The sequence below is a fragment of the Halomonas sp. HK25 genome, from assembly GCF_047795635.1.
Classification (GTDB): Bacteria; Pseudomonadota; Gammaproteobacteria; order Pseudomonadales; family Halomonadaceae; genus Halomonas.
In genome coordinates this window covers 631235-656546 of record NZ_CP181044.1, presented here as the reverse complement: position 1 = coordinate 656546, position 25312 = coordinate 631235, and the positions used below count along the sequence as shown (strand labels likewise).

The following is a 25312-nucleotide window of genomic DNA, read 5'->3' as shown; positions in this document are numbered from 1 at the left end:
GAGAGAGAGGCACCGCGCGGTGACTGCGTTTTGCCGCGCAGTGCTTTATAGTGAGCGGGTTTAGGCCGATTCTATCACGGCCCGTCCGCGTTGTTTGCCACGAGGATCACGATGCGCGTTTTACGCCCTACCGCCCGTCTAGCGGCCCTGCTGCTGGCCTCCGGCCTGCTGGTGGGCTGCGCCAGCAGCGGCGCCACCGAAGCAGAAGAAGAGGATGAGTTCGCCGGCGTTGCCGAGCGCGAACTCTACGAAGAGGCGCGCAGCTCTCTGGAGCGGCGCAACTTCACCGCCGCCATTACCCGGCTCGAGGCCCTGGACACCCGCTTCCCCTTCGGCAACCACGCCGAACAGGCACAGCTGGAGCTGATCTACGCGTACCACGAGAGCGGTGACTGGGAAGCCGCCCGGGCCGCGTCCAGCCGCTTCATTCGCCTGCACCCAAGCCATCCCCAGGCCGACTATGCGCTCTACATGCGCGGCCTGGCCTCCTGGCAGGCGGGGCGTTTCAGCCTCGAGCGTCTGAAGCTGATCGATATCTCCAAGCGTGACCTGGGCGCCTCCCGCGACGCCTACACCGACTTCAGTGAACTGGTGCGCCTCTATCCCAACAGTCAGTACGCCCCGGACGCCCAGCAGCGCATCGTCTACCTGCGCAACCTGATGTCCCGCCACGAACTGCACGTGGCCGACTACTATCTACGCCGCGGCGCCTACCTGGCCGCCGTGGAGCGTGGCCGCTGGGTGATCGAGAACTATCCCGAGACCGAGGCGTCCCGCGATGCTCTGGCGGTGATGATCGAGGGCTACCTGGGCCTGGAGATGCGCGACCGCGCTCGCGAGGTGCTCGAGGTACTGATCGAGAACGCTCCGCGCCACCAACAGCTGCGCGGCCGTACCTTCGAACCCCGGCACGTACGCGCCCAGTCGCTGTCGGCCTGATCTCGACCCTCATGCCCCGCCAGCCTCGCTGGCGGGGCATCTTGTACCTACAGACGATGCCGAAAGCCCGCCCGCTAGATATCCTGAGGAGAACGCGCGGCGACCGCAGGCCACCCGATGCCCACCAGTTTCTCTTCTCAGCCATCCCGGCACATCCAGCGACTGCATCGAAAGGTCAGTATCCTGGCGGCTCTGGGCATCCTGATCACGGCACTGCTGGCCGGCCTGGCCACCGCACTGCCTTTCTATTTCGCCTCCCGTGACAGCCTGGAGTCGATCACCCGGCTAAGTGCCGAGGCGCACGCGGAGGCTCTGCACCATCAGCTGAGGCGCTACCAGGACGTGGCGAACCAGTTCACCAGCCGCACCGAGATTCGCCACCGCCTGGAGGCCTACGCCCGTGGCGAACTCTCACTGGAAGCTCTCTCCGACTACAGCACTCCCCGACTCACCGACGCCATGGGCCAGGCACCGGAGGTGGCCGGACTCGTTCGCTTCGGCCCCGACAACGAAGTGGTGGCGCGCCTCGGCCTGGTGCCCGACGGCCCTCCCATCGAGGTGACCGCCAGTGCCGGCAACGACTACCCCTGTCGCCTGCATGTCACGGATGACAACGAGATGCTGGTGCAGGCCTGCGCGCCCATCGTCGTTGACGAAGACCAGCGTATCGGGCGCGATGTGGTGTTCTTTCACGCCGATCCGCTGCTGTCACTGCTGGCCAACACCGAGCGGCTGGGCAAGGACGCCACCATGGTCCTGCGCGAGTCCAACGGACGCCACGACCTGAGGCTCGAGGAGTCCGGGCCCGCCCTGACCGCCGTCGATCCGCCGGGCGAGACCGGCCGCAGGACCCATGTAACCTTCGAGACCCCACTGGGCGATCAGAACTGGCAGCTGCTCGTCAGCATTCCAGCCCAGCGTTTCCGTGATGAGGCCCTCACGGTGCTGCTGTGGCCGGCGCTGGCTGTCCTTCTGCTCACCGTCGGAGGGGCGCTGCTGGTCAGCCGCGTCCTTCACCCCCTGCTGGCTCGGGTGGCCAGCCAGGCCCGCCGCCTCGAGTACTCGGAGCAGGAGCTGCGCCTGGCGGCCAGCGTCTTTCGCCAGGCCCGCGAGGCGATCCTGATCACCGATCAGCACCATGCCATCGTGGAGGTCAACCCGGCCTTCACCCAGCTGACCGGCCACCCTTCCCCACCGCTGATCGGACGGCCCTTGACCGATCTGCTGTCCCCCCAGGACAACCTGGAGAGGGCCGTCCAGGCGGTGCTGGAGACACTCGGCCGCAAGGGTGTCTGGCAGGGGGAGATGCGCTACCGCTGTGCCAATGACGATACGCTCGTGGCGCTACAGACAATCAGCGCCGTGCGCGACACGGACGGCGCCCTGCTGCGGCATATCCACATCTTCAACGATATCTCCGAGCAGAAGGCCGCCGAGGAGGAAATCCGTCATCAGGCGCTGCACGACGAACTGACCGGCCTGCCCAATCGCACCCTGCTCTATGAACGCCTGACCCGCGCCATCCACCACACGGGGCAAGGCGACCACCTCCTGGCGGTGCTGTTCCTTGACCTGGACAACTTCAAGCGGGTCAACGACACCCTGGGCCACCAATCCGGCGACGAACTGCTCAAGCAGGTCGCCAGGCGGCTGAGAGGCCGCCTGCGCGAACGGGACACCCTGGCGCGGCTGAGCGGGGACGAATTCGTGGTGGTGCTGGAGGGCCTCAGCCAGCCGGTGCATGCCGCCAGGGTGGCCGACGGCATCGTCAAGGCGCTGCTTGACCCCTTCATGGTGGCCGGTGAGACGGTCCATATCGGCGCCTCCGTGGGCGTCGCCCTCTATCCCGGAAACGGCGATGATGGCGAGGCGCTGCTCAAGGCCGCCGATGTGGCCATGTACCGGGCCAAGGATGCCGGCCGAAGCACCTGGCGCCTGCACGATCGCACGCGGGACCTGGCGCTGCGCGGCGACGCTTCCCCCTGAGCCGGGCATCAAGACAGAACGCCACCTCCCGCGGGGGAGGTGGCGTTCTGGTGGCCCGCCTTGCAGCGTCGGAGACTACTCGCCGGGCTGCCAGCCGTTGACGATGGGGTAGCGGCGATCACGGCCGAAGCCGCGGCGGGTGACGCGCACCCCCACCGGCGCCTGGCGGCGCTTGTACTCGCAGCGGTCGACCAGCCGGACCACCTGGTAGACGTCGTCGCGGTCGAAGCCGGCCTCGATGATCGCCTCGGCGCTCATGTCGCCCTCGATGTAGCACACCAGGATGGCATCGAGCACGTCGTAGTCGGGCAGCGAGTCGCTGTCCTGCTGGTCGGGCGCCAGCTCGGCGGAGGGCGGGCGCTCGATCACCCGCTCGGGAATCGCCGGCGACTGGGTATTGCGCCAGCGGGCCAGGCGGTAGACCCAGGTCTTGTAGACGTCCTTGATGGCGTTGTAGCCGCCCACCATGTCGCCGTAGAGGGTGGCGTAGCCCACCGCCATCTCGCTCTTGTTGCCGGTGGTCAGCACCATCAGGCCCTTCTTGTTGGAGATCGCCATCAGCAGCACGCCGCGGCAGCGCGACTGCAGGTTCTCCTCGGTGGTGTCGCGTTCGGTGCCCTCGAAGACCCCGGCCAGCGTCCCCATGAAGGCCTCCACCATGGGCTCGATGGGCAGCACATCAAAGTGGACACCAAGCAGCTCGGCCTGCTCGGCGGCGTCCTCCTTCGAGATGTCCGCGGTGTAGTGGTAGGGCATCATCACCGCGTGCACCCGCTGGGGACCCAGCGCATCCACGGCGATAGCCAGCGACAGCGCCGAGTCAATGCCCCCGGAGAGGCCCAGCACCACCCCCTCGAAGCCGCTCTTGTTGACGTAGTCGCGCAGCCCGGTGACCAGGGCGCAGTAGAGGTTCTCCTCGGGCTCGACCTCGGGCTCGGTCTCGCCCGGCCGGGGCACCCACCTGCCCTTCTCCTTGACCAGCTGTACCGGCATCAGCCCCACCTGCCAGTGGGGGGCCTGCACCTGCAACTCGCCGGCGGCATCCACGCAGGCGGAGCCGCCGTCGAACACCAGTTCATCCTGGCCGCCGATCATGTTGACGTAGACGATGGGCAACGCCACCTCGGCGGCCCGCTCCTCGAGCAGGCGCAGCCGCTCGGCGGGCTTGTCCTGGTGGAAGGGCGAGGCGTTGAGGCTGACCAGCAGCTGGGCGCCGGCCGCCTTGGCCTGGTGCGCCGGCGCCTCATCCCACAGGTCCTCGCAGATCAGAAGGCCCAGCTTGAGCCCCTTGTGATCGAGCACCAGCGGCTCACTGCCGGCAGAAAAGTAGCGCTGCTCGTCGAACACCTGGTAGTTGGGCAGCGCTTGCTTGGCATACTCGCCCAGCCACTCGCCGTTGTAGAGTGCGCCGGCCAGGTTCCAGGTCTGGCCCTCGCGGCGCCCCGGGTAGCCGACGATCACCAGCACGTCGCGCACCACCTTTTCGGCCATGCGCGTGCGGGCCTCCCGCAGGCGTGTCTCCATGGAGGGGCGCAGCAAGAGGTCCTCCGGCGGATAGCCGGTCAGGAAGAGTTCGGGGAGCACCACGATGTCGGCACCATGCTCGATACGCGCCTCGCGTACCGCCTCGATGGCGCGATCGGAGTTGCCGGGAATATCCCCGACCAGCGGGTCCAGCTGAGCCATCACCAGCGTCAGGTCTTGCATGGGCTTGGAAATCTCTCGAGAATCGACGGATACACCCATTGTCCCGCAAGGGCAGCCGACTGGCAAAGCCATCCCGCCCCCACCTGGGAGTCCCGACTGGAATGAACCTCTTGATCATCCGCCTGATCATCTTCGCCGTGCTGTTCTTCGCCGGCCTCAAGCTCTACCGCATGTACCGAGAGTGGAAGCTCGACCGCGAGGAGTTGCTGGAGAGCGACGACACGCGCCAGGAGGGCGGCCAGATGGTGCGCTGCAGCTGGTGCAAGGTGCACGTCCCCGAGAGCGACGCCATGCGCGAGCAGGGCGAGTGGTTCTGCTCCAGCGCCCACCTCGATCGTTACCTGCAGGAACATAAGGAGCAGGACCCGAAAGAGAAGGAGTAGCGCCGAGCGGCTCAAGACTGGCCGGGCGCTTCCTGCAGCCGCTGCTCCAGGCGGTAGGGCGCCGGGTCGAGGATCGGCTCGCGACCCAGCAACTGATCCACCAACAGCCGCGTCGAGGCCGGCGCCAGCACCAGGCCATTGCGGTAATGGCCGGCATTGACGTGGAGGTTGTCGATCCCCGGCACCACCCCGATGAAGGGCACCCCGTCCGGCGAGCCCGGGCGCAGCCCCGCCCAGTGGTGCTCCACCTCGCAGTCGGCCAGGGCCGGAATGATCGCCGTGGCGCTTGCCCACAGCGACTCCCGCGCCTCGGCGTCGGGGGTCTTGTCGAAGCCGCACTCCTCCAGGGTGGAGCCCGCTAGCACGCGTCCATCGGCGCGGGGAATCACGTAGCGGCCGTCCAATAACACCACTCGCTGCACCAGCCCAGGCGGCGCCTTGAAGAGGATCATCTGTCCCTTCACCGGGCGCACCGGCAAGGAAATGCCCACCTTCTCCAGCAGGCCCGCGGCCCAGGCGCCGCCACAGACGATCACCTGGCCGCCGACGATCGGGCCAGTGTCTGTCTGCACCGCCAGCACCCGACCGCCGGCCACCTCGAATCCCGTTACCTCTCCCCCCTCGCGCAGGGTGACCCGGGGCATCGCCGCCAGCCGTGTCCTCAGCGACCGCACCAGCCGCGGATTGCGAATGCTGCCCAGCGTCGGCATCCATAGCGCCTCCCTGAAGCCCGACGCCGCCTGGGGCTCCCGGGCGTAGAGAAAGTCGGCGTCGACGCGCTCCAGCGGCTTGTCCACCTCGCGTGCCCAGGCCAGGGCACTGGCCTCGTCATCCACGCGCAGGTAGAGCAGTCCCTTCTGGCGGTACTCCGGGTCGATCCCGGTCTCCTCCTGCAGGCGCTGCGCCAGCTCGGGATAGAACCCTTCCGACCATCTCGAGAGCCGCGAAACAGCCGGGCCGTAGCGCCAGGGATAGAGCGGCGACACGATCCCGCCGCCCGCCCAGGAAGCCTCCTGGCCGCAGCGTCCGCGCTCGACCAGGGTGACCGAGTGGCCCGCATCGGCCAGTTGCAGCGTCGTCATCATGCCGATGACGCCCCCACCCACGACTAGGAATTCACTCACAGGTATTGTCCGTTTTAGCTGACAGAGGAGTGGCGGCGCTTTACTAGGGTGAAGAGACCACCCAAGGGTCAGGAGTCCACTCCGGGAGGGCACCATGCGCGCCGTCACGCCTCGCCGCACCGTCCGTCAGCTTGTCGATTCAAGCGGTCGCCAGGCAAGGCGCCCCGCGCCGCCCAGGCCCGCCCTCCACCAGCACGGCCTGACGCTGATCGAGCTGATCGTGGCCATCGCCGTGCTGCTTGTACTCTTTACCACGGCCATTCCGGGCTTTCAGCAGTTCACCGCCCGCAACGAGGTGGCCGCCGAGGTGATGCGCATCAAGACCGCCCTGGCCCTGGCCCGCAATACCGCCGTCACCCGTCGCCATGTGATCGCCGTCTGCCCCGTCGACAGCCCCGAGGCCACCGAGTGCGAGAAGCAGGACTGGTCACTGCCCATCGCCATCCTCGACGGCCGGGCCGAGGAGGGAAAGCTGGACGACGTCACGGTGCTCAAGGTGCTCGAGCCCAGCCGCGGGCCGACCATCACCTTCAACCGCAGCTACCCGATGCGTTACCAGTCCACCGGCTGGAGCCGCGGCCACAACGGCACCTTCACCATCTGCGGCCGCCATGGCGATGGCGTCAAGATCATCGTCAACAACATGGGGCGCGTCAGGGTCGGCGATGACGAGGTCGACGGCCCGGCCCAGTGCTGAGCCAGGTCGCGACTCAGCTGACGCCCATGTAGCGCCCGGGCTTGTGGTTGAGCGCGATGATCAGGTTGAGGGCCACGGCACCCAGCACCGAAAGCCCCACCCGGTCCACGGGCAGCAGGGCCAGCGCCACCAGCATGATGGCGCCATCGATGCCCAACTGCACGAAGCCGGCGCGCCAGCCGTAGCGGTCCTGCAGGTAGAGCACCAGGATGTTGACCCCGCCGAGGCTGGCCCGATGACGAAACAGGATCAGCATGCCGATACCCACCAGACAGCCTCCCATCAGCGAGGCATAGAGCGGGGCCACCCCCTCGATACTGATCCAGCGGCCGGTCAGCTCGGAGAACAGCGACACCAGGCCGATGGCGGCGAAGGTACGCAGGGTGAAGGACCAGCCCATGCGGCGGATGGCCAGCCAGTAGAACGGCACATTGATCAGGAAGAACCAGATGCCGAAGGGCCAACCGCTGGCGTACTGCAGCAGGAATGCCATGCCGGCGGTACTGCCGGTCAGCAGCATGGCCTGGGTGTAGAGGGTAATGCCCAGCGCCACGAACAGCGTGCCGATCAGCATCGCCATCAGGTCCTCGTAGTGGCGATGGGGGTCGGTGGACAACTCCTGAGGGCCCATTATGGCGTCCTTATCGGGGGTGAGCATGCTCGATCATCAGCTGGAGCGACTCGCGCCCCCGCCAGCGGTTGCGATTGAGCTTGAAGGCGCAGCGCAACTGCTCGCCGACGCCGAAGGCGGGCATCTCGCCGGGCGTCAGCGCCCGGAACCAGATCGCCCGGTGGCTCACCGACCCCATGGAGAGCTCCAGCATCAGATGAGTGCCATCGGTGCCCACTGGGCGCAGCGCCTCCACGACGAAGTCGCCCTGGAACAGCGGCGCCTCGAACTCGCGACCATAGGGCCCCAGCGCCTGCAGCTCCTCCAGGGTCGCCAGGCTCAGCTGGTGCGGGGCCAGGTCGCCATCGGTCAGAATCTTCGGGTAGAGCTCAGCCCCGCCCAACTGCTCGGCCACCGCCTGCAGGAAGGCCACCCTGAAGGCCGCGAGCCGATCGGCAGGCACGCCGACGCCGGCCGCGCCTCGATGGCCACCGAAGCGCGGCAGGGCATCCGGCGCCAGCTCGAAGGTGCGCTGCAGGGCGTCACGCAGGTGCAGCCCCTCGATGGAGCGCCCGGAGCCGGTGAGCATGCCCGGCGCGGCGGCCGGGGTCAGCACCAGCGCCGGGCGCCCATAGGCCTGCACCAACCGTGAGGCGACGATGCCCTGCACGCCGGGGTGGCCTCCCTCGAGAAAGACCACCACGGCCGGCTCGTCGGCGGTAAGCGCCGGCAGCGCCAGCGCCCTCGCCTCCTCCGCCATGTCGGCCTCGATGGCCTTGCGCGACTGGTTATCCTGATCCAGCGTCTCCAGGTGCCGCGTCGCCGTGGCGTCATCCGTGGCGAGCATAAAGTGCAGCGCCGCATAGGGATCGTCGAGCCGCGAGCGGGCATTGATCCGCGGCCCCATCTGGAAGCCCAGGGTCTCGGCATCGAAGGGCACGCTGTCGGCCCCCAGGCGCTCGGCCATGGCCCGCCAGCAGGCGGCCTCCATGCGGTTGATCAGCGCCAGGCCGTGGGTCACCACCGCGCGGTTGGCGGGGCTTCCCCCCAGCGAGACGCAGTCCGCCACCGTGCCCAGCGCCACGTAGGAGAGCCAGGGGGAGAGCTTGGGGGTGGCCTGGGGCAGCACGCCCCACTCGATCAGCACGCCGCGGGCCAGCGACATGACCAGCCAGGCCACCATGCAGCCGGCGATGGTCGGGTCGGGGTAGTCGCAGTCGTCGCGGGTCGGGTTGACCACGGCGTGGGCCGAGGACGGCGGCCCCTCCACCGGCAGGGCGTGGTGGTCACTGACCACCACGTCGATGCCCTGGGCGGCAAGGCGCGCGATGCGCGGCTCGTCTGAGCTGCCGCAGTCGGCGGTGATCACCAGGCTGGGCCGTGGCGAGAGGGCCAGGGTGCGCTCCACCAGCGGCAGGCTGATGCCGTAGCCATCGAAGATGCGGTGCCCGATCAGGCTGTGCAGCTTCGCCTCCGGCACACCGAACAGCTCGTGCAGGGTGCGCCGGATCACCACATGGGAGGTGATGCCATCCACGTCGTAGTCGGTGAGGATGCCGATATGCTCGCCGTCGACCACCGCCTGGGCGATGCGCTCGGCGGCGCGGCGGCCATCGGCGAGCCGTTCGGGATGGGCCAGATGGCGCAGGCTGGGGCTCACCAAGGGTGCGATCTCGCCCGTAAAGCCCGCCAGGCGCCCGGCCAGCACCCGCGCCTGGAGCTCACTTAGCCCCTCGCGCTGGGCACGGGCATAGAGCGCGGCATCGCGAGGCCGCGGCAGGATCCGCGGCCTCAGGCGTTCACTCAGATCGATGGGGTCGATGACGGCGTTCAAGACGCCCTCCATTAGCGCCGGTTCTCGACCACGAACTGCTGCACCGCAGAAAGCTCGGCGGGCAGCACCGTGTAGCGCTCCTCGCGTTCCAGCAGGTCGTCCATGTGCGGCGGCAGCGGCACGCCCGGGAAGCCCGCCTTGACCACCGCCTCGGCGAACTTGGCCGGGTGGGCGGTGGCCAGGGTGATCATCGGCACGCTCGCATCGCCGCGTTCGCGCTCGGCGGCGCGGTAGCCGGTGGCGGTGTGCGGGTCGAGGATCTCCTGGGTGCGGTGGTGCGCCTCGCGGATCACCTCGAGGAGGGTGGCGTCATCCACGCTGTGGCTGGCGAAGAGCTCGCGCAGCCTGGCCAGGGGCGCGTCCGCCAGGGCGGTCGGCTCGGCCTGGAAGCGCTCGAGCAAGGCGGCCACGGCGGCGCCGTCACGTTCGTAGGCCTCGAACAGCAGCCGCTCGAAGTTGGACGACACTACGATATCCATGGAGGGCGCCAGGGTGGCCACCAGCTCCTGCTTGGAAAAGTCGTTGTCCGCCAGGGTGCGGTGCAGGATGTCGTTGGCGTTGGTGGCAATCACGAAGCGCTCCACCGGCAGGCCCATGCGGTAGGCCATATAGCCGGCGAAGACGTTGCCGAAGTTGGCCGAAGGCACGCAAAAGCTCACCTTGCGGTGGGGGGCGCCCAGCGCCACGGCGGAGGCCACGTAGTAGACGATCTGGGCCATGATGCGCGCCCAGTTGATGGAGTTCACCGCCACCAGGCGGGTGCCGTTGAGGAACGACTGGTCGGCGAAGCTCGCCTTGACCATGGCCTGGGCATCATCGAAGTTGCCCTCGATGGCGACATTGAAGACGTTGTCGGCCAGCACTGAGGTCATCTGGCGGCGCTGCACTTCCGACACCCGCTGATAGGGGTGCAGGATGAAGATGTCGAGGTTGTCGCAGTGCCGGCAGCCCTCGATGGCCGCCGAGCCGGTATCACCGGAGGTGGCGCCCATGATCACCGCGCGCTCGCCGCGCTTCTTCAGGAAGTGGTCGAGCAGTCTGCCGAGCAGCTGCAGGGCCACGTCCTTGAAGGCCAGGGTCGGGCCGTGGAACAGCTCGAGCAGGAAGTGGTTGGCATCGAGCTGGTTCAGCGGCACCACGGCATCGTGGCTGAAGGTAGCATAGGCCTCCGTCACGAGCCGGCGGAAGGTGTCATCGTCGATCTCGCCGTTGACGAAGGGCTGCATCACCCGGAAGGCGATCTCGGCATACGACAGGCCCGCCATGGCGGCCAGGTCGTCCGTCGACAGCTGAGGCACGGTTTCCGGTACATAGAGGCCGCCATCGCTGGCCATGCCGGTGAGCACGACCTCCTCGAAGGAGAGCGCGGGCGCCTGCCCGCGAGTGCTGATATAACGCATGATTTATTCCTGCTCGTCCAGGGATTCGACGCGAATACGCATCACCGGACCGGCGATATCGGCCATGGCCTCGATCTGGCGGATCGCCTCGTTCATCTGCTTCTCGACCGTGCGATGGGTCATCAGGATGATCGGCACCAGCTCGCCCTCGGTCGCCTCCTTCTGGATCAGCGCCTCGATGGAGATGCCCTGCTCGGCGAGGATGGTCGCCACCCGCGCCAGCACGCCGGGGCGGTCCACCGCCAGCAGTCGCAGATAGTAGGCGGAAATGATCTCCTCCATGGGCATGATCGGCAGCTGGCTGACGTCCTCGCTGATGCCGCTGAAGGCCAGGTAGGGCACCCGATAGTGGTGGTCGGTGGAGATGTCGCGGGCCACATCGAGGATGTCGGCCACCACCGAGGAGGCGGTAGGCTCGGCGCCGGCGCCGGCACCGTAGTAGAGGGTCGGTCCAACCGCATCGCCCATGATGGCAATGGCGTTCTTGACGCCGTGCACATTGGCCAGCAGCCGCTCCTTGGGGATCAGCGTCGGATGCACGCGCAGCTCAAGGCCCTGGTCGGTGCGCTTGGAGATGCCCAGGTGCTTGATCACGTAGCCCAGGTTATCGGCCTGCTCCACGTCCTCGGCGGTCACCCGGGAGATGCCCTCGGTGAAGGCTTTCTCGAACTGCAGCGGCACGCCGTAGGCGATGGAGGCGAGGATGGTCAGCTTGTGGGCGGCGTCGATGCCCTCCACGTCGAAGGTCGGGTCGGCTTCCGCATACCCCAGCGCCTGGGCCTCGGCCAGCACGTCCTCGAAGGCGCGGCCCTCGTCACGCATGTGGGTGAGGATGTAGTTGCCGGTGCCGTTGATGATGCCGGCCACCCACTCGATGCGGTTGGCCCCCAGGCCCTCGCGCAGCGACTTGATCACCGGGATCCCTCCGGCCACCGCGGCCTCGAAGGCCACGATCACGCCCGCCTCGTGGGCAGCCGCGAAGATCTCGTTGCCATGCACGGCGATCAGCGCCTTGTTGGCGGTAACCACATGCTTGCCGTTCTGGATGGCGGTGAGCACCAGCTCCCGGGCCACGTCATAGCCGCCGATCAGCTCCACCAGCACGTCGATATCGGGGTTGATGGCTACCTCGAAGACATCGGCGGTGGTCTGAATGCCGGTGAGGTCGCAGTCGGGGTTGGGAGTGCGGTAGGCCACCTGATCGATGACGATCGGGCGGCCCGCACGCCGGGCAATGTCGTCGGCGTTGCGTGTCAGCACGTTGAAGGTACCGCCGCCGACGGTACCCAGCCCACAGATTCCTACTCTCACCGGTTTCAATGTCTCGCTCCTGCTCGTAAATCTTTTGTGTCCAGACGATGTGTCCGGCTTGGTGTCCAGACGCAGTGTATCAGCGTAGGCGGCCCGCCCGGGGGCCGGCAGCCGCTCCGGCTCGGGCCGGTGTCTGTCGTGTGTGGCTCGTGGGCCTCAGCCTTCGATGCCGAGCATGGCGGCCAGGCGCTCCGCCGGCACATAGCCGGGGACCAGTCGGCCGTCCGGCATCACGATGGCCGGGGTGCCCTGGACGCCGAGCTCCAGGCCCAGATGATACTGTGCCTCGACCGGATTGTCGCAGTCGGCGGCCCCGGAAAGCGACTCCTGGCGCTTGGCGGCGCTCATCGCCTCGCTGGGATTCGCATCGCACCAGATCTGCTGCAGGGTACGAGCGCCCTGGGCGTTCATGCCGGTGCGCGGGAAGGCCAGGTAGTGCACCTCGATGCCCATCTCGTTGAGCCGCGGCACCTCTTCATGGAGCTGGCGGCAGTAAGGGCAGGTGGTGTCGGTGAAGACCACTACCTCGGCGCGGCTCTCACCGGCGCCGCGGAAGATCACGCGCTCGGCCTCGGGCACCTCGGCCAGGCGGGCGGCGCGCTCCCCATTGCGCCCTTGCTCGGTCAGGTTGACCAGCCCCTGGTCGCCGTTCTCGTAGAGGTCACCGACCAGGAAATGGCGACCCTCGGCGTCGCTGTAGAAACGCTCACCGGTCTCAAGATGCACCTCGAAGAAGCCCGCCACGGGAGTCTCGCTCACGCTCTGCACCGGCATCGGCTGGCCGTTGACCGCCAAGCGCTCGGCCAGACGTTCGGCCATGCCCTGTCGAGAGTCGGCCTGGGCCAGCAGCGGAACGGCCAGGGTGGTGGCCAGCAGGCCGCTGAGCAGGGTCCGGAAAGAGATATTCATCATTCAACCTCTGGGATGATGGTCGGCGTGCAGGCGCTCCAGACGCGCCTGCGCCACATGGGTGTAGATCTGCGTGGTCGAGAGGTCGCTGTGACCCAGCAGCAGCTGTACGACACGCAGGTTGGCCCCATGATTCAACAGATGGGTGGCAAAGGCGTGCCGCAGGGTGTGAGGCGACAGCGGTCGCTCGATCCCCGCAGTGCGCGCGTGAGCCTTGATACGGTACCAGAAGGCCTGGCGGGTCATGGATCGGTCATGCCGCCCCGGGAAGAGCGCCGGCCGGGTGGCATCGCGCATCAGGCCGCCCCGTGACCCACGCAGGTAGCGTGACAGCCACTCTACCGCCTCCTCACCCAGCGGCACCAGGCGATCCTTGTCGCCCTTGCCGCGCACCCGTACCACGCCCTGGCGCAGGTTGACCGCATCGGTGGTCAGGCCCACCAGTTCGGAGACCCGCAGCCCCGCCCCGTAAAGCACTTCCAGCATCGCGCGGTCGCGCAGGCCCAGGTCGGTGGCGACATCGGGAGCGGCGATCAGCCGCTCCACCTCGGGCTCCTCCAGGGTACCCGGCAGGGCCGGCCGCACGCGCGGTAGGCGCACCTCGGTCAGCGGATCGCGCTCGATGAGACCCGACTCAAGGGCCCAGCGGTAGAAACGCCGCAGGCTCGAGAGCAACCGTGCGTTGCTGGTGAGCCGGTAGCCTGCCTCGCGGCGCTCGTCTAGCCAGGCCGGCAGGACGGCCGGCGAGGACGCCAGCAGCGTCTCGTCGCACTCGGCCAGGCGCCTCATCCAGGCCGAGAGATCGCGCCGATAGGCCGACAGGGTGTGTTCACTGACGCCCTGCTCGAGCCACAGGGCGTCGAGGAAGGCGTCGATGCGAGCGCTGTCGTCGAGCGTCGTCATGGCGATTCAGGATGGCCTGTCAGTACGGGCGGCAAGAATGCCTGACCCAGATGGCACGAGACCCCGCCCCGCGAGTGCGGTGACGGGGTCTCGAGGGGGCCGGGCGCTGCCCGGCCCAGCAGCGGCCGAGGCGGAGCCTCAGGCCAGCTTTTCCTTGATGCGGGCAGACCGGCCGCTGCGCTCGCGGAGGTAGTACAGCTTGGCCTGGCGCACGTCGCCGCGGCGCTTGACGCTGATGGAGTCGACCAGCGGGCTGTAGGTCTGGAAGGTACGCTCGACGCCGACGCCGTGGGAGATCTTGCGCACGGTGAAGGCGGAGTTGAGGCCGCGGTTGCGCTTACCGATCACCACGCCTTCGAAGGCCTGGAGACGCTCACGGGTGCCTTCCTTGACCTTGACCTGGACGACGACGGTGTCGCCGGGGGCGAAGGCCGGAACTTCCTTGCTCATCTGCTCGGTTTCGAGCGCCTGGATCACCTTGCTCTTGCTACTCATGACAACTGACTCCTTGATAACCTGATTCATCCGTCGGCTTGGATTGCCGATGAATCGTGATCCCGGCGCCCGAGCGAGCTCGAGAGCGCGGGAGATGATGGGTGACGCAGGTCCGCGGCGAGGGGTATCCGAAGATTCAGCCCTCAGCGGCTCGCGTCCTGCACCTCCGCCCTGGCCTACCAGGTCGACAGGGCGTGTTCTTCGATGAACTCGTCCAACAGCTGCCGCTGCTCCTTGCTCAGCATCTTGCCTTCGAGCAGGTCGGCGCGGCGCAGCCAAGTGCGCCCCAGGGACTGCTTCAACCGCCAGCGCCGGATGGCGCCGTGGTTGCCGCTGAGCAGGACCTCCGGCACACAGCGCCCGTCGATCTCCTCGGGGCGAGTGTAGTGCGGGCAGTCCAACAGCCCGGCATTGAACGAGTCCTCGACCGCGGAATCCTGATGGCCCAGCACCCCGGGCACCAGCCTTGCCGCGGCATCGATCAGCACCATGGCCGGCAGCTCACCGCCACTCAGCACATAGTCACCGATCGACCACTCCTCATCGATGTCCGCTTCCACCACGCGCTCATCGATGCCTTCATAACGCCCGGCCACCACCACCAGGGGGGGGCCCGACGCCAGCTCCTGCACGCCGGCCTGGTCGAGCCGCCGTCCCTGGGGCGACAGGTAGACCACCCTGGGGCGCTGGCCGGTGGCCTGGGCTGCCCGCTCGCGGGCGGCATGGATCGCCGCTCGCAGGGTGTCGACCTTCATCAGCATCCCGGGGCCGCCGCCATAGGGGCGGTCGTCCACGGTACGATGCCGGTCGCTGGCGTAGTCGCGCGGGTTCCAGAACTCCAGCGCGATGCGACCCTTCTCCACTGCCCGCCCGGTGACGCCGTGGCGGGTAATCGCCTCGAACATCTCCGGAAACAGCGAGACAACGCCGATCCACATCGACTGCTCGTCTGAGCCTTCAGCCATCAGGAACCCTCGACCATCAGAAGTCGGGATCCCACTCGACGGTCATCACGCCACCCTCGAGATCCACCTCGAGAATAACCTCCTCGGGCAGATAGGGCAGCAGCCGTTCTGTGGCGTCGATGGCATCGGCCTCCAGCGCACCCTTCACGACCATGACATCGTTGGCGCCGGTCTCGAAAAGGTGGTCGATACGCCCCAGCACGACACCTTCGCGAGTCACGACGCGCAGGCCTTCGAGCTGGTGCCAGTAGAGCTCCCCGGCGCCGAGCTCCGGAAGCTCCGCCTTCGCCAGCAGGATCTCGACACCGGCCAGCATCTCGGCGTCCTCTCGGGTGTCACACCCCTCGAGCAGAACGACCAGGCCCTTGCCGTGGCGACGCCCCTGCAGCAGGCGTCGGCGCTCAAGGTGCTCGCCGGATCTCAACGCCCATTCGGGGTAGTCGAGGACGCCCTCCATGGGGCTGGTGTACGAATACACCTTGAGCCAGCCCTTGACGCCGAAGGGGCTGGTCAGCTTGCCCAGCACCACATGATCGTCAGCGGGCTGCACAGTAGCGTGTTCGCTCATCGACGACCTCGACATTCTTTAGAGCAGGCGGCAAGTCAGGCTCAGGCCTGCTTGCGAGCTTCCTTGACCAGTTCGGCGACGCGATCGGAGAGCATGGCGCCCTGGCTCTGCCAGTGGGCAATGCGCTCGAGATCAACGCGCAGACGCTCTTCCTGACCGCGAGCGATCGGGTTGAAGAAGCCCAGGCGCTCGATGAAGCGGCCGTCGCGGGAGTTGCGGGAATCAGTAACGGTCAGGTGGTAGAAGGGACGCTTCTTGGCGCCACCACGAGCCAGACGAATGGTAACCATGGCCTATTCAGTCCTTCGGTTGTGTTGGATTCGGTCACGACAAGAGCCGCGACGTTCGCGGTCCTGCCAGTGAAGAGGCAGCATTCTACGGAATACAGCCCCGCTTGGGAACCTTTTTCGGGCCTACCGCCGGGGCAAACCGCCGGGGCCGCCCATTCCCCCCATGCCGCCCGGGCCGCCCGGGCCGCCCGGGCCGCCGCCCATCATGCCGGACATGCCGCGCATCATCTTCTGCATGCCGCCCTTCTTGCCGGCCTTCTTCATCATCTTCTGCATCTGCTTGTGCTGCTTGAGCAGGCGATTGAGGTCCGGCACCTGCAGGCCGGCGCCGGTGGCGATGCGCCGCTTGCGCGAGCCGTTGATGATCTCCGGGCGGCGGCGCTCCTGGGGGGTCATGGAGTTGATCAGCGCCTCCAGCTTGCCCAGCTCCTTCTCGGGGCCTGGCCCCTGGGCCATCTCGGCCATTTGCCCCATGCCGGGCAGCTTGCCCAGCAGGCCGCCCATGCCGCCCATCTTCTTGAGCTGCTGGAGCTGGTCGCGGAAGTCCTCGAGGTCGAAACCCTCGCCCTTCTTGACCTTCCTGGCCAGCTGCTCCGCCTTCTTCTTGTCGACGGTGCGCTCGGCCTCCTCGATCAGCGACAGCATGTCGCCCATGCCGAGGATCCGCGAAGCGATGCGGTCCGGGTGGAAGGGCTCCAGGGCGTCCACCTTCTCGCCCATGCCCATGAACTTGATCGGCTTGCCGGTGACGTGGCGCACCGACAGCGCCGCGCCGCCACGGGCGTCGCCGTCGGCCTTGGTAAGGATCACGCCCGTCAGCGGCAGCGCCTCATGGAAGGCCTTGGCGGTGTTCGCCGCGTCCTGGCCGGTCATGGCGTCGACGACGAACAGGGTTTCCTGGGGCGAGACAACCTGATGCAGCGCCTTGATCTCGGCCATCATCGCCTCGTCGATGGCCAGGCGACCGGCGGTATCCACGATCAGTACATCGTGGAACTGGATCTTCGCATGCTTGATCGCCGCCTCGGCGATGTCGACAGGCTTCTGATCGGAGCGCGACGGGAAGAAGTCGACGCCCACCTCGGCGGCCAGGGTCTCGAGCTGGTCAATGGCCGCCGGACGATAGACGTCGGCAGACACCACCAGCACCTTCTTCTTCTCGCGCTGCTTGAGGTAGCGCGCCAGCTTGGCCACGGAGGTGGTCTTGCCCGCGCCCTGCAGGCCGGCCATCAGCACCACCGCAGGCGAGCCCTTGAGGGTCAGCCCCTCGTTGGCCTCGCCCATGGTCGCCTCGAGCTCCTGCTGGACGATCTTGACGAACTGCTGGCCCGGCGAGAGGCTCCTGGAGACCTCCTGGCCCACCGCACGCTCGCGCACCCGCTCGATGAAATCCTTGACCACCGGCAAAGCGACATCGGCCTCGAGCAGCGCCCGGCGCACCTCGCGCAGGGTATCCTTGATGTTCTCTTCGGTCAGGCGCGCCTGACCCTTGATCGACTTGAGCGTCTGCGAAAGACGCTCGCTGAGATTCTGAAACATTGGCCTCTCCAGAGACGACGGCCCGAAAGTGGCGATGATTATACGCGCAGTAGCCGCCAGTCTCCATGCGCCGCGCCGCGCCTCCCCGCTCCTGGCCCCGGCTCCCGCCACGGCGGCAGGGTGACGCATCCGCCGCGCTGTGCGCTGCCCAGGGGATTGGGTATAGTAGCTCCACGCTATTAACACTTACGTCATTCACTCCACAGGCGCACGGAACGCAATCGATGCAGGCGCTCTCCCTGGCCACCCTGGCCTTTGTTCTCTACCTGGCCGCCGCCTCCTGGCAGGGCCTGGTGCTGCTGCACAGGGCAACACCACAGCCGCTGCTGGTGCGCGGCATGACCCTGCTGGGGCTACTCTGCCACCTGCCGCTGGCCATCGGCCTGTTCGGTCACGGCGAACCGGTGCTGCCCGGCCTCTCCACCAGCGTGATCGTGATCAGCGCCGGCGTGGTCGCGATGCTACTGCTGGTCAGCCTGTTCAAGCCGATACTCAACGCCGCGGTGGGCATACTGCCACTGGCTGGCCTGGCGCTGCTGCTGGCGGCGGGGCTCCCCAGCCCCGAGCGCGTCGAGGGACTGACCCCAGGCATTGCCCTGCATGCCCTCAGCTCGCTGCTGGCCTTCGCCGTGCTGGCCATTGCCGCCGTGCAGGCGGTGCTGCTGGGCCTGCAGAACCGCGCCCTGCGCCAGCACCATATCCGCGGGTTGGTCCAGGCGCTGCCACCGCTCACCACCATGGAGCGCGTGCTTTTCGAGCTGATCTGGGCCGGCGTGGGGCTGCTCACCCTGTCGATCCTCAGCGGCTTCCTGTTCCTCGACAGCATGTTCGCCCAGCACCTGGCCCACAAGACCATCCTCTCCCTGGCGGCCTGGGTGATCTTCTCGGTGCTGCTGTTCAGCCACCACCGGCTGGGCTGGCGAGGCATGCGCGCGGTGCGCTGGACCCTGGGCGGCTGCGGCGTGCTGCTGGTCGCCTACTTCGGCAGCAAGTTCGTACTGGAAGTCCTGCTGGGCCGCGGCTGAGGCCGCGCTCGGCGCCTTGACAGCGCGCGCGCCCCTCCCGTCAAATCGAGCCTGATACGCCAACGAGGACCCTTCGACTTGAGCGACGACTTCCCGCTGGGATTGCTGTTCGGCCTGCTGTTCCTGCTCATCTGTCTCTCCGCCTTCTTCTCCAGTTCCGAGACGGGCATGATGTCGATCAACCGCTACCGGCTGAGCCATCAGGCCAACAGCGGCGAACCCCGGGCCCAGCGCGTCGTGCGGCTACTGGCCAGGCCTGACCGCCTGATCGGCGTGATCCTGATCGGCAACAACTTCGTCAACAATCTGGCGGCCTCCATCGCCACCATCATCGCCATCCACTTCTTCGGCGAAGTCACCGGCCCCGCGGTGGCCACGGCGCTGCTGACCATCACCGTGCTGATCTTCGCCGAGGTGACCCCCAAGACCTATGCAGCGGTGAAGCCCGAACGCATTGCCTTCCCCGCCTCCCGCGTGCTCGAGCCGCTGCTCAAACTGCTCTATCCGCTTGTGTGGCTGGTCAATGCCATTTCCAACGGCCTGCTGCGCATGATGGGCGTGACGAGCATCGACGGCGGCGGCGACCACCTGACCCGCGACGAACTGCGCACCGTGGTGCACGAGGCGGGCACCCTGATTCCCCAGCGCCACCAGGCCATGCTGCTATCGATTCTCGACCTCGAGAATGTCACCGTGAACGACATCATGGTGCCGCGCCACGAGGTGATGGGTATCGACCTGGATGACGACCTGGAAGAGATCCTGACCCAGATTCGCACCAGCCAGCACACCCGACTGCCGGTCTACAAGGGCGATATCAACAACATCATCGGCATGCTGCATCTGCGCAATGCGGCGCGCTTCCTCTCCCGCAGCGAGGTGACCAAGGCGGCTATCGTCCAGGAGGCCCGCGAGCCCTACTTCATTCCCGAGTCCACGCAGCTCCACACCCAACTGCTCAACTTCCAGAAGCAGAAGCGGCGCATCGGCATCGTGGTGGACGAATACGGTGACGTGGAGGGACTGGTCACCCTGGAAGACATCCTCGAGGAGATCGTCGGCGAGTTCACCACCGACGTGGCGGGCATGGAGCAGGATATCCACCGCCAGGAGGACGGCAGCCAGCTCATCGAAGGCACCGCCACCATTCGCGACATCAACAAGACCCTGGGCTGGCAACTGCCCACCGACGGCCCCAAGACCCTCAACGGCCTGATCCTCGAGCACCTGGAGGCCTTTCCCGACGGCCCCGCCTGCCTGCAGGTGGGCAACGTACGCATGGAGATCCTCGAGGTGCGCGACAACCTGGTCACCGCCGCACGCTGCTGGCAGGCCCCGCGCCGCCGCTGAGTGCGACCCGGGATCAGGGGCGCTCCAGCGCCTCCACCGCCGCCGGTTCGGCCCAGCAGTCGGCCTCGGCCTTGAGCGCCCTCACCCGCCGCTCCAGCACCGCCCGAGTTGACCGCCCCGAGGGATGTTGCTCGCCGAAGTGCAGCGCCACCCGGGCGCGGAAGCGCCGCGGTCGGCCACTCATGGCCGGGCCGTGAGCGTGAGAGGTCCAGGAGCCCCACAGGCCCGAGAGCCCCGCCGGAATCACCGGCACCGGGTCCCGAGCCAGGATCAGCTCCAGGCCGCGACGGAAGGCGTGGATCTCGCCGTCCGGCGTCAGGCGCCCCTCGGGGAAGAGCATCACCACCTCGCCCTCGCGCAGGGCGCGGCTCACCTCCTGCAAGGCGCGGCGCACGTTGCCCGGGTCATGACGCTCCGACTCCACGGGAATCGCCCCCACCAGGCGGAACAGCCAGTTGAGCCAGGGCGAGTCATAGATCGGCTTGTCCATCAGGAAGCGCAGCGGGCGCCGGCTGGCGCCGCCGATGACCAGAGCATCCATGAAGCTGACGTGATTGCAGACCACCAGGGCAGCACCGTGGGCGGGGATGTACTCTGCACCGCGCAGGCGCAGCCGATAGACGAGACGCACCGTCAGATAGACCAGGCAGCGCACCACCGGCCGCGGGTGGCGCGCCACCCGCCAGGCCAGCGCCAGCGCCAAGCCGACGAGCACTGCCCAGGCAACCACTCCCCACCCCGGCGTAATCACGTCGTGGCCGGCCTCGCCTTGAGCCCCGCCAGGATGGTGCAGAGCAGCTGGTCGAGCAGTTCGCCGACCTCAAGTTGCTGACCCTGCCAGTAGCCCAGGCGTTCGTTGAGCCCGAGCAGCACCAGCCCGTGGACGCTGCCCCACAGGGTGCGTGCCAGGCGGCGCGCCTCCTGATCATCCAGTGCCGGCTGATACTCCTTCAGGGTCGCCTCCACGCGCAGGAAGAGCCCCTCGATCATGTCGCTCTGACGCTGGTCCAGCTCGCCCTCCTGGGCCAGGGGATAGTCGAACAGCAGCTGCCAGCGGTAGGCATCGCGCTGGGCAAACTGCCAGTAGGCTCGCGCCAGGGCACTCAGCCGCTGCCTCGGAGTGGCTTCGCTGGTCAGCGGCTCGATCTCCTCGCGCAGGTGCGCGAGGGTCTCGATATTGACGTGCTGCAGGAGGTTATTGAAGCTACCGTAGAGCTTGAGCAGGGTGCTGGGAGCGCACCCCACCTCCCTAGCCAGGGCCCGCAGGGAGAGGGTGTGCACCGGATTCTCCTGCAGCCAGGCACCGCAAGCCGCCATGACCTGGGCATGGAGCGCCTCGGGGGCATGCTGTCTGGGACGGGCCATCGTTATCCTCGCGAGCCTCGAAAGGGCAGTTGCGTAAGCAGGGCCGGCGCGAATTCGCACCGGCCAGGGCACCAAGGATAGCGCATTTCGAACACTGTTTTCGATACCCCCGCCCCGGCCTCGCGCTTTTCAAGCTCTGCCTTTGGTCACACAGCACCTCCCGCCCTTTCCTCAACCCCTTCCCTTGGTTACCCTGAACGGCCCATCGTCTGCGGAGCGCCCATGGCCGGACGACTGCATATCGCCCCCTTCGACCTTGCGCGCCTGCTGCCGGAACTGACCATCGACGCCCCTCCGGTGACCAGCCCCAACCTGGCCCCGCGCCGCATGCTCTCGGCCATTCGCCTGGAGGCCGGCCTGCTGCGCCTGGGTCGACTGTTCTGGGGGCTCACTCCCCCCTGGCTGGAGGTGCTCGACCACGCGCCCCACTGTGCCCGGGCGGAATCGCTGGCGTCGCGCCCGATGTTCCGCGAGGCCTTCCAGTCGAGACGCTGCCTGGTGCCGGCCAGCGGGGTCTACGTCTGGAAGTCCCAGCCCCGCTTCAAGCAGCCCTTCCTGGTCACCCGGGTCGACCGCGGCCCGCTGCTGCTGGCGGGGCTGTGGTGCCGCTTCCATACCAGTCTGGCGGAGCATACCGACTCCCTGGCGCTGATCACGGTGCCCACCAATCGGCTGCTGGCGCCGCTCACCGACCGCCTGCCGGCGGTGATCGACCCCGCCCAGGCGCGGCGCTGGCTAGACTCCGAGACGCCGCTGGAGGAAACCCGCGCCCTGCTCACCCCCGCCCCGTTGGAACTGTTGGGCGCTTTCCCGGTATCAAGACGTGTGAACAGCCCCGTCAATCAGGACGCCGCCTGCGCCCATCCGATCGGGCCGATGCTGCGCCAGCTCGACTGACGCACCGCCGCCACGAGCCACGGCACACCGAGCCACGATATCCAGATCCCCAGGAGAGACGATGTCCCTTACCCCGACTGCCCGATGCTGCGGCCTGGCCGCTGCCGCGGCCCTGCTGATCACCGGCCCCGCCGTTGCCGAGAGCCACCCCGGGGCGGACGCCATCGCCGAGGTGGCCACGCCGCTGGTCAGCCCCCACGACAGCCGCGACTACCGGGTACTGACCCTGGAGAACGGTCTCACCGCCCTGCTGGTCAGCGACCCCGAGGCCGACAAGGCCGCCGCCTCCATGAACGTCTCCGTGGGCAGCGCCCAGGACCCGGAGGACCTCGCCGGCCTGGCCCACTTCCTCGAGCACATGCTGTTCCTGGGCACCGAGCCCTTCCCGGAGGCCGACGCCTACCAGGGCTATATCTCTCGCCACGGCGGCAGCCACAACGCCTTCACCGCGCCCCAGGACACCAACTACTTCTTCGACATCGACCCCGACGCCCTGGAGGGCGCCCTGGACCGCTTCAGCCAGTTCTTTGTTTCGCCGCTGTTCAACGCCGACCAGCTGGAGAGCGAGCGCAACATCGTGCACTCCGAGTACATGGCGCGGATCCGCGACGACGCCCGCCGCGAGAACGATGTGCTCAATGCCCTGCTCAACCCCGAGAACCCCACCACCGGCTTCTCCGTGGGCAGTCGCGAGACCCTGGCCGACCGCCCCGAGGGCGAACCGAGCCTGCGCGAGCGGGTGATCGACTTCTATCAGCGCTACTACGACGCCAACGTCATGCACCTGGCACTGGTGGCGCCGCAGCCGCTTGACGAGCTCGAGTCTCTGGTTGCCGAGCGCTTCGCCGTCATCGCCGACCGCGGCCTCTCCGCTCCCGAGATCACCGCGCCGCTCGTGCTCGACGACACCCTGCCCCAGCGGGTCGCGTTGCAGTCGGTGCGCGACAGCCGCCAGTTGCGCCTGCTGTTCCCGATCCCCGATCCCATCGCCGAGTATCGCCACAAGCCCGCCGACCTGATCGCCCACCTGCTGGGCCACGAGGGCGACGGCAGCCTGCTCGCGGCCCTGCGCAAGGCCGGTTGGGCCGACGGCCTCTCCGCCGGAGTCTCCCGCAGCGACGGCCACCACGCCCTGTTCAGCATCAACGTCAGCCTGACTCCGGCCGGCGCCGAGGCGCGCGACGCCATCGAGGCGACCCTGTTCGCTGCCATCGAGCAACTCCGCGAGGAGGGCCTCGAGGCATGGCGTTACGACGAGAAGGCGAGCCTTGCCGAACAGGAGTTCCGTTTCCAGCAGCATGGCGCGCCCCGCCAGGAGGCCATGCGCCTTTCCATGAACCTGTCGCGCTTCCCGGTGGAGGACGTGCAGTATGCCGCCTACCGCATGGACGGCTTCGCACGTGAGCGCAGCAAGGCCTACCTCGACGCCCTGCGGCCCGACCACCTGATCCGCCTCTACAGCGCCCCGGACGTGGAAGGTGAGGAGAGCTCCCCCTGGTTCCATGCTCCCTGGGTTGAAGAGAGGGTTGAAGACCAGCGCGGCGAGGCCCCGGCGCTGACCGGGCTGGTCCTGCCCGAGCCCAACCCCTATATCGCCGAGGACCTCGACCTGCTCGACGACCAGGACGAGCGCCCGCGGCGGCTGGTCGAGGAGCCCGCCTTCGACCTCTGGCACATGGCCGATGCCACCTTCAACACCCCCAAGGTGGAGTGGCGCTTCAGCCTGCAGCACCCGGATGCGGCCAGCTCCGCCCGGGACGCCGCCCTCGCCCGCCTGCTCGCCGGCTGGCTGGATGACAGCCTCAACGAGGCCTTCTACCCGGCACGCCTGGCCGGCCAGCATTTCGAAGCCTACGCCCATGCCCGCGGCATCACCCTCTCCTTCTCCGGCTGGCGCGACCGCCAGGAGCGGATGATGGAGCGTGTCATCGAGCAGCTGCAGGCCGGCGAGGTGGACGAAGCCAGCGTCGCGCGGGTGCGCTATCGCCTGCAGCGGGAGTGGCGCAACGCCCCCCAGGCGGCCCTGCACCGCCAGGCCAGTCGCACCCTCGCCGAGGCGCTGGTGCGTCCACAGTGGCCCAGCGCCGCCCTGCTGGAGGCGAGTCGTGAACTTAGCGCGGAAGACCTGCGCGACTTCCGCGACGCCCTGCTGGCCGAGCTGCGCCTGGAGGCCATGGCGGTAGGCAACCTGGCGGGCGACGAGGCCGAGGCCTTGGGCCGGCGGGTCGCCGAGCGCCTGATCCCTAGCCTCGAGGCGTCCGCCATTCCCGATCTCACGCCGCTGCGGGCGGACGCCGACCTGCCCAGCCTGACCCCGCACACCAGTCGCGAGGAGTCGGTGGTGCTGCGCTATCTGCAGGGCCCCGACCGCTCACTGGCGAGCCAGGCACAGCTGGCGGTGCTCGGACAGCTGATCGACACTCCCTTCTACCAGCGGCTGCGCACCGAGGAGCAGCTCGGGTACGTGGTCAACGCCGGCTACTCACCGATGCTGGACGCTCCGGGGCTGGCGCTGCTGGTGCAGTCGCCTGACACCGAAAGCGCAGCGATCGATGCCCGCATCGACGCCTTCCTCGACGACTTCGAGACGACCCTGGCCGCGCTGGATGACGAGACCCTGATCCCCAATCGTCAGGCGGTACACGATCGCCTGACCCAGCGCGACACCAGCCTCGCTGGCCGCGCCGGCCGCCTGTGGCAGGCCATGTCCTTCGGTGACATCGAGTTCGACCGCCGAGAGCGACTCGCCGAGCGGGCACTGGCGGTCAGCGCCGACGAGCTGCGCGAGCTGTGGCCGAACCTTCGCCAGGCGGCGGTGGCCCGGGTCGCCTTCGACCCGGGTAGCGAGCCCGACGACGTGCTGGCCCTCACCCAACATCTGGAACCGCTGCCGGAGGTCGAAGAGTGAGGAGTAACGCAAGGTAAGCGAGGGGCACCTGTAGGAGCTGGGCTCCGCCCGGCGAATGGCGGCGCAGCCGCCCGGCGGTGTTAAGGCCTGTGCCGAGGCCACAACCT

23 protein-coding genes are annotated in these 25312 nt (G+C 67.8%); 8 read left to right on the top strand and 15 right to left on the bottom strand.

What is annotated here, in order from left to right; all coding sequences use genetic code 11:
- Positions 1-111 precede the first annotated feature (111 nt).
- Entirely contained in the window at positions 112-939 is an 828-nt protein-coding gene (locus tag ACM26W_RS03185; RefSeq protein ID WP_416139429.1) for an outer membrane protein assembly factor BamD, read from the top strand.
- A 117-nt stretch (positions 940-1056) separates the two neighbouring features.
- Entirely contained in the window at positions 1057-2925 is a 1869-nt protein-coding gene (locus tag ACM26W_RS03180; protein ID WP_416139428.1) for a diguanylate cyclase domain-containing protein, read from the top strand.
- A gap of 75 nt (positions 2926-3000) precedes the next feature.
- Here the strand turns inward: ACM26W_RS03180 and ACM26W_RS03175 are convergent, their stop codons facing one another.
- The gene (locus ACM26W_RS03175) at positions 3001-4632 is read right to left on the bottom strand and encodes an NAD+ synthase (protein WP_416139427.1); all 1632 of its coding nucleotides are present in this window, start codon (positions 4630-4632) and stop codon (positions 3001-3003) included.
- A 101-nt stretch (positions 4633-4733) separates the two neighbouring features.
- Here ACM26W_RS03175 and ACM26W_RS03170 point away from each other — a divergent pair, with 101 nt between their 5' ends.
- A complete protein-coding gene (locus ACM26W_RS03170) occupies positions 4734-5015 on the top strand; it encodes a PP0621 family protein (protein WP_416139426.1) in 282 nt (93 codons plus the stop codon).
- A gap of 11 nt (positions 5016-5026) precedes the next feature.
- Here ACM26W_RS03170 and thiO read toward each other — a convergent pair whose 3' ends face one another.
- Positions 5027-6139: a glycine oxidase ThiO gene (gene thiO / locus ACM26W_RS03165; RefSeq protein WP_416139425.1), complete on the bottom strand. Its 1113-nt coding sequence runs from the start codon at positions 6137-6139 to the stop codon at positions 5027-5029.
- Between the two features lie 94 nt (positions 6140-6233).
- On the opposite strand from thiO, the gene ACM26W_RS03160 reads away from it, so the two are divergent.
- Complete coding sequence (locus tag ACM26W_RS03160) at positions 6234-6836, top strand: GspH/FimT family pseudopilin (RefSeq protein WP_416139424.1); 603 nt, start codon at positions 6234-6236, stop codon at positions 6834-6836.
- Positions 6837-6849: 13 nt separating this feature from the next.
- Here the strand turns inward: ACM26W_RS03160 and ACM26W_RS03155 are convergent, their stop codons facing one another.
- The 11 genes from ACM26W_RS03155 to ffh form a co-directional block, all read right to left on the bottom strand.
- Entirely contained in the window at positions 6850-7494 is a 645-nt protein-coding gene (locus tag ACM26W_RS03155; RefSeq protein ID WP_416139423.1) for a YitT family protein, read from the bottom strand.
- A complete protein-coding gene (locus tag ACM26W_RS03150; RefSeq protein WP_416139422.1) occupies positions 7478-9280 on the bottom strand; it encodes a single-stranded-DNA-specific exonuclease RecJ in 1803 nt (600 codons plus the stop codon). Before ACM26W_RS03150 ends, ACM26W_RS03155 begins: the two co-directional genes overlap by 17 nt.
- A gap of 11 nt (positions 9281-9291) precedes the next feature.
- Entirely contained in the window at positions 9292-10680 is a 1389-nt protein-coding gene (thrC, locus tag ACM26W_RS03145; RefSeq protein WP_416139421.1) for a threonine synthase, read from the bottom strand.
- Between the two features lie 3 nt (positions 10681-10683).
- Positions 10684-12000, bottom strand: a complete 1317-nt coding sequence (locus tag ACM26W_RS03140; RefSeq protein WP_416139420.1) for a homoserine dehydrogenase — start codon at positions 11998-12000, stop codon at positions 10684-10686.
- 147 nt (positions 12001-12147) lie between these two features.
- The gene (locus ACM26W_RS03135; RefSeq protein WP_416139419.1) at positions 12148-12903 is read right to left on the bottom strand and encodes a DsbC family protein; all 756 of its coding nucleotides are present in this window, start codon (positions 12901-12903) and stop codon (positions 12148-12150) included.
- Positions 12904-13803, bottom strand: coding sequence for a site-specific tyrosine recombinase XerD (gene xerD / locus ACM26W_RS03130; protein ID WP_416139418.1), 900 nt, complete (start codon positions 13801-13803; stop codon positions 12904-12906).
- 138 nt (positions 13804-13941) lie between these two features.
- Positions 13942-14298 carry a 50S ribosomal protein L19 gene (rplS, locus tag ACM26W_RS03125; protein WP_416139417.1) on the bottom strand — a complete coding sequence of 119 codons (357 nt, stop codon included), beginning with the start codon at positions 14296-14298 and terminating at the stop codon, positions 13942-13944.
- A gap of 176 nt (positions 14299-14474) precedes the next feature.
- Entirely contained in the window at positions 14475-15236 is a 762-nt protein-coding gene (trmD, locus tag ACM26W_RS03120) for a tRNA (guanosine(37)-N1)-methyltransferase TrmD (RefSeq protein ID WP_416140803.1), read from the bottom strand.
- Between the two features lie 43 nt (positions 15237-15279).
- Complete coding sequence (gene rimM, locus ACM26W_RS03115; protein WP_416139416.1) at positions 15280-15831, bottom strand: ribosome maturation factor RimM; 552 nt, start codon at positions 15829-15831, stop codon at positions 15280-15282.
- A 41-nt stretch (positions 15832-15872) separates the two neighbouring features.
- Positions 15873-16121 (bottom strand): 30S ribosomal protein S16, encoded by a 249-nt coding sequence (gene rpsP / locus ACM26W_RS03110; RefSeq protein WP_290905865.1) that lies wholly within the window; start codon positions 16119-16121, stop codon positions 15873-15875.
- A 123-nt stretch (positions 16122-16244) separates the two neighbouring features.
- On the bottom strand, positions 16245-17660 hold the full coding sequence (gene ffh / locus ACM26W_RS03105) for a signal recognition particle protein (protein WP_416139415.1): 1416 nt from the start codon (positions 17658-17660) through the stop codon (positions 16245-16247).
- 224 nt (positions 17661-17884) lie between these two features.
- Between ffh and ACM26W_RS03100 the strand changes: the two genes are divergently transcribed.
- Both ACM26W_RS03100 and ACM26W_RS03095 read left to right on the top strand, forming a co-directional pair.
- Positions 17885-18685, top strand: coding sequence for a cytochrome C assembly family protein (locus ACM26W_RS03100; RefSeq protein ID WP_416139414.1), 801 nt, complete (start codon positions 17885-17887; stop codon positions 18683-18685).
- A 78-nt stretch (positions 18686-18763) separates the two neighbouring features.
- On the top strand, positions 18764-20035 hold the full coding sequence (locus tag ACM26W_RS03095) for an HlyC/CorC family transporter (RefSeq protein ID WP_416139413.1): 1272 nt from the start codon (positions 18764-18766) through the stop codon (positions 20033-20035).
- A 13-nt stretch (positions 20036-20048) separates the two neighbouring features.
- Here ACM26W_RS03095 and ACM26W_RS03090 read toward each other — a convergent pair whose 3' ends face one another.
- Entirely contained in the window at positions 20049-20765 is a 717-nt protein-coding gene (locus ACM26W_RS03090; RefSeq protein ID WP_416139412.1) for a 1-acyl-sn-glycerol-3-phosphate acyltransferase, read from the bottom strand.
- A 17-nt stretch (positions 20766-20782) separates the two neighbouring features.
- Positions 20783-21400, bottom strand: coding sequence for a TetR/AcrR family transcriptional regulator (locus ACM26W_RS03085; RefSeq protein WP_416139411.1), 618 nt, complete (start codon positions 21398-21400; stop codon positions 20783-20785).
- Between the two features lie 222 nt (positions 21401-21622).
- Between ACM26W_RS03085 and ACM26W_RS03080 the strand changes: the two genes are divergently transcribed.
- Together ACM26W_RS03080 and ACM26W_RS03075 are read left to right on the top strand one after the other, a co-directional pair.
- A complete protein-coding gene (locus tag ACM26W_RS03080; RefSeq protein ID WP_416139410.1) occupies positions 21623-22297 on the top strand; it encodes an SOS response-associated peptidase in 675 nt (224 codons plus the stop codon).
- 61 nt (positions 22298-22358) lie between these two features.
- A complete protein-coding gene (locus tag ACM26W_RS03075; RefSeq protein ID WP_416139409.1) occupies positions 22359-25205 on the top strand; it encodes an insulinase family protein in 2847 nt (948 codons plus the stop codon).
- Positions 25206-25312 lie beyond the last annotated feature (107 nt).

What these genes read in the sequence shown, in the direction of transcription:
- ACM26W_RS03185 (WP_416139429.1), top strand. Translation starts at nt 112, where the DNA reads ATGCGCGTTTTACGCCCTACCGCCCGTCTAGCGGCCCTGCTGCTGGCC.
- ACM26W_RS03180 (WP_416139428.1), top strand. Translation starts at nt 1,057, where the DNA reads ATGCCCACCAGTTTCTCTTCTCAGCCATCCCGGCACATCCAGCGACTG.
- ACM26W_RS03175 (WP_416139427.1), bottom strand. Translation starts at nt 4,632, where the DNA reads ATGCAAGACCTGACGCTGGTGATGGCTCAGCTGGACCCGCTGGTCGGG.
- ACM26W_RS03170 (WP_416139426.1), top strand. Translation starts at nt 4,734, where the DNA reads ATGAACCTCTTGATCATCCGCCTGATCATCTTCGCCGTGCTGTTCTTC.
- ACM26W_RS03160 (WP_416139424.1), top strand. Translation starts at nt 6,234, where the DNA reads ATGCGCGCCGTCACGCCTCGCCGCACCGTCCGTCAGCTTGTCGATTCA.
- ACM26W_RS03155 (WP_416139423.1), bottom strand. Translation starts at nt 7,494, where the DNA reads ATGCTCACCCCCGATAAGGACGCCATAATGGGCCCTCAGGAGTTGTCC.
- thrC (WP_416139421.1), bottom strand. Translation starts at nt 10,680, where the DNA reads ATGCGTTATATCAGCACTCGCGGGCAGGCGCCCGCGCTCTCCTTCGAG.
- ACM26W_RS03135 (WP_416139419.1), bottom strand. Translation starts at nt 12,903, where the DNA reads ATGATGAATATCTCTTTCCGGACCCTGCTCAGCGGCCTGCTGGCCACC.
- xerD (WP_416139418.1), bottom strand. Translation starts at nt 13,803, where the DNA reads ATGACGACGCTCGACGACAGCGCTCGCATCGACGCCTTCCTCGACGCC.
- rplS (WP_416139417.1), bottom strand. Translation starts at nt 14,298, where the DNA reads ATGAGTAGCAAGAGCAAGGTGATCCAGGCGCTCGAAACCGAGCAGATG.
- trmD (WP_416140803.1), bottom strand. Translation starts at nt 15,236, where the DNA reads ATGTGGATCGGCGTTGTCTCGCTGTTTCCGGAGATGTTCGAGGCGATT.
- rimM (WP_416139416.1), bottom strand. Translation starts at nt 15,831, where the DNA reads ATGAGCGAACACGCTACTGTGCAGCCCGCTGACGATCATGTGGTGCTG.
- rpsP (WP_290905865.1), bottom strand. Translation starts at nt 16,121, where the DNA reads ATGGTTACCATTCGTCTGGCTCGTGGTGGCGCCAAGAAGCGTCCCTTC.
- ffh (WP_416139415.1), bottom strand. Translation starts at nt 17,660, where the DNA reads ATGTTTCAGAATCTCAGCGAGCGTCTTTCGCAGACGCTCAAGTCGATC.
- ACM26W_RS03100 (WP_416139414.1), top strand. Translation starts at nt 17,885, where the DNA reads ATGCAGGCGCTCTCCCTGGCCACCCTGGCCTTTGTTCTCTACCTGGCC.
- ACM26W_RS03085 (WP_416139411.1), bottom strand. Translation starts at nt 21,400, where the DNA reads ATGGCCCGTCCCAGACAGCATGCCCCCGAGGCGCTCCATGCCCAGGTC.
- ACM26W_RS03080 (WP_416139410.1), top strand. Translation starts at nt 21,623, where the DNA reads ATGGCCGGACGACTGCATATCGCCCCCTTCGACCTTGCGCGCCTGCTG.
- ACM26W_RS03075 (WP_416139409.1), top strand. Translation starts at nt 22,359, where the DNA reads ATGTCCCTTACCCCGACTGCCCGATGCTGCGGCCTGGCCGCTGCCGCG.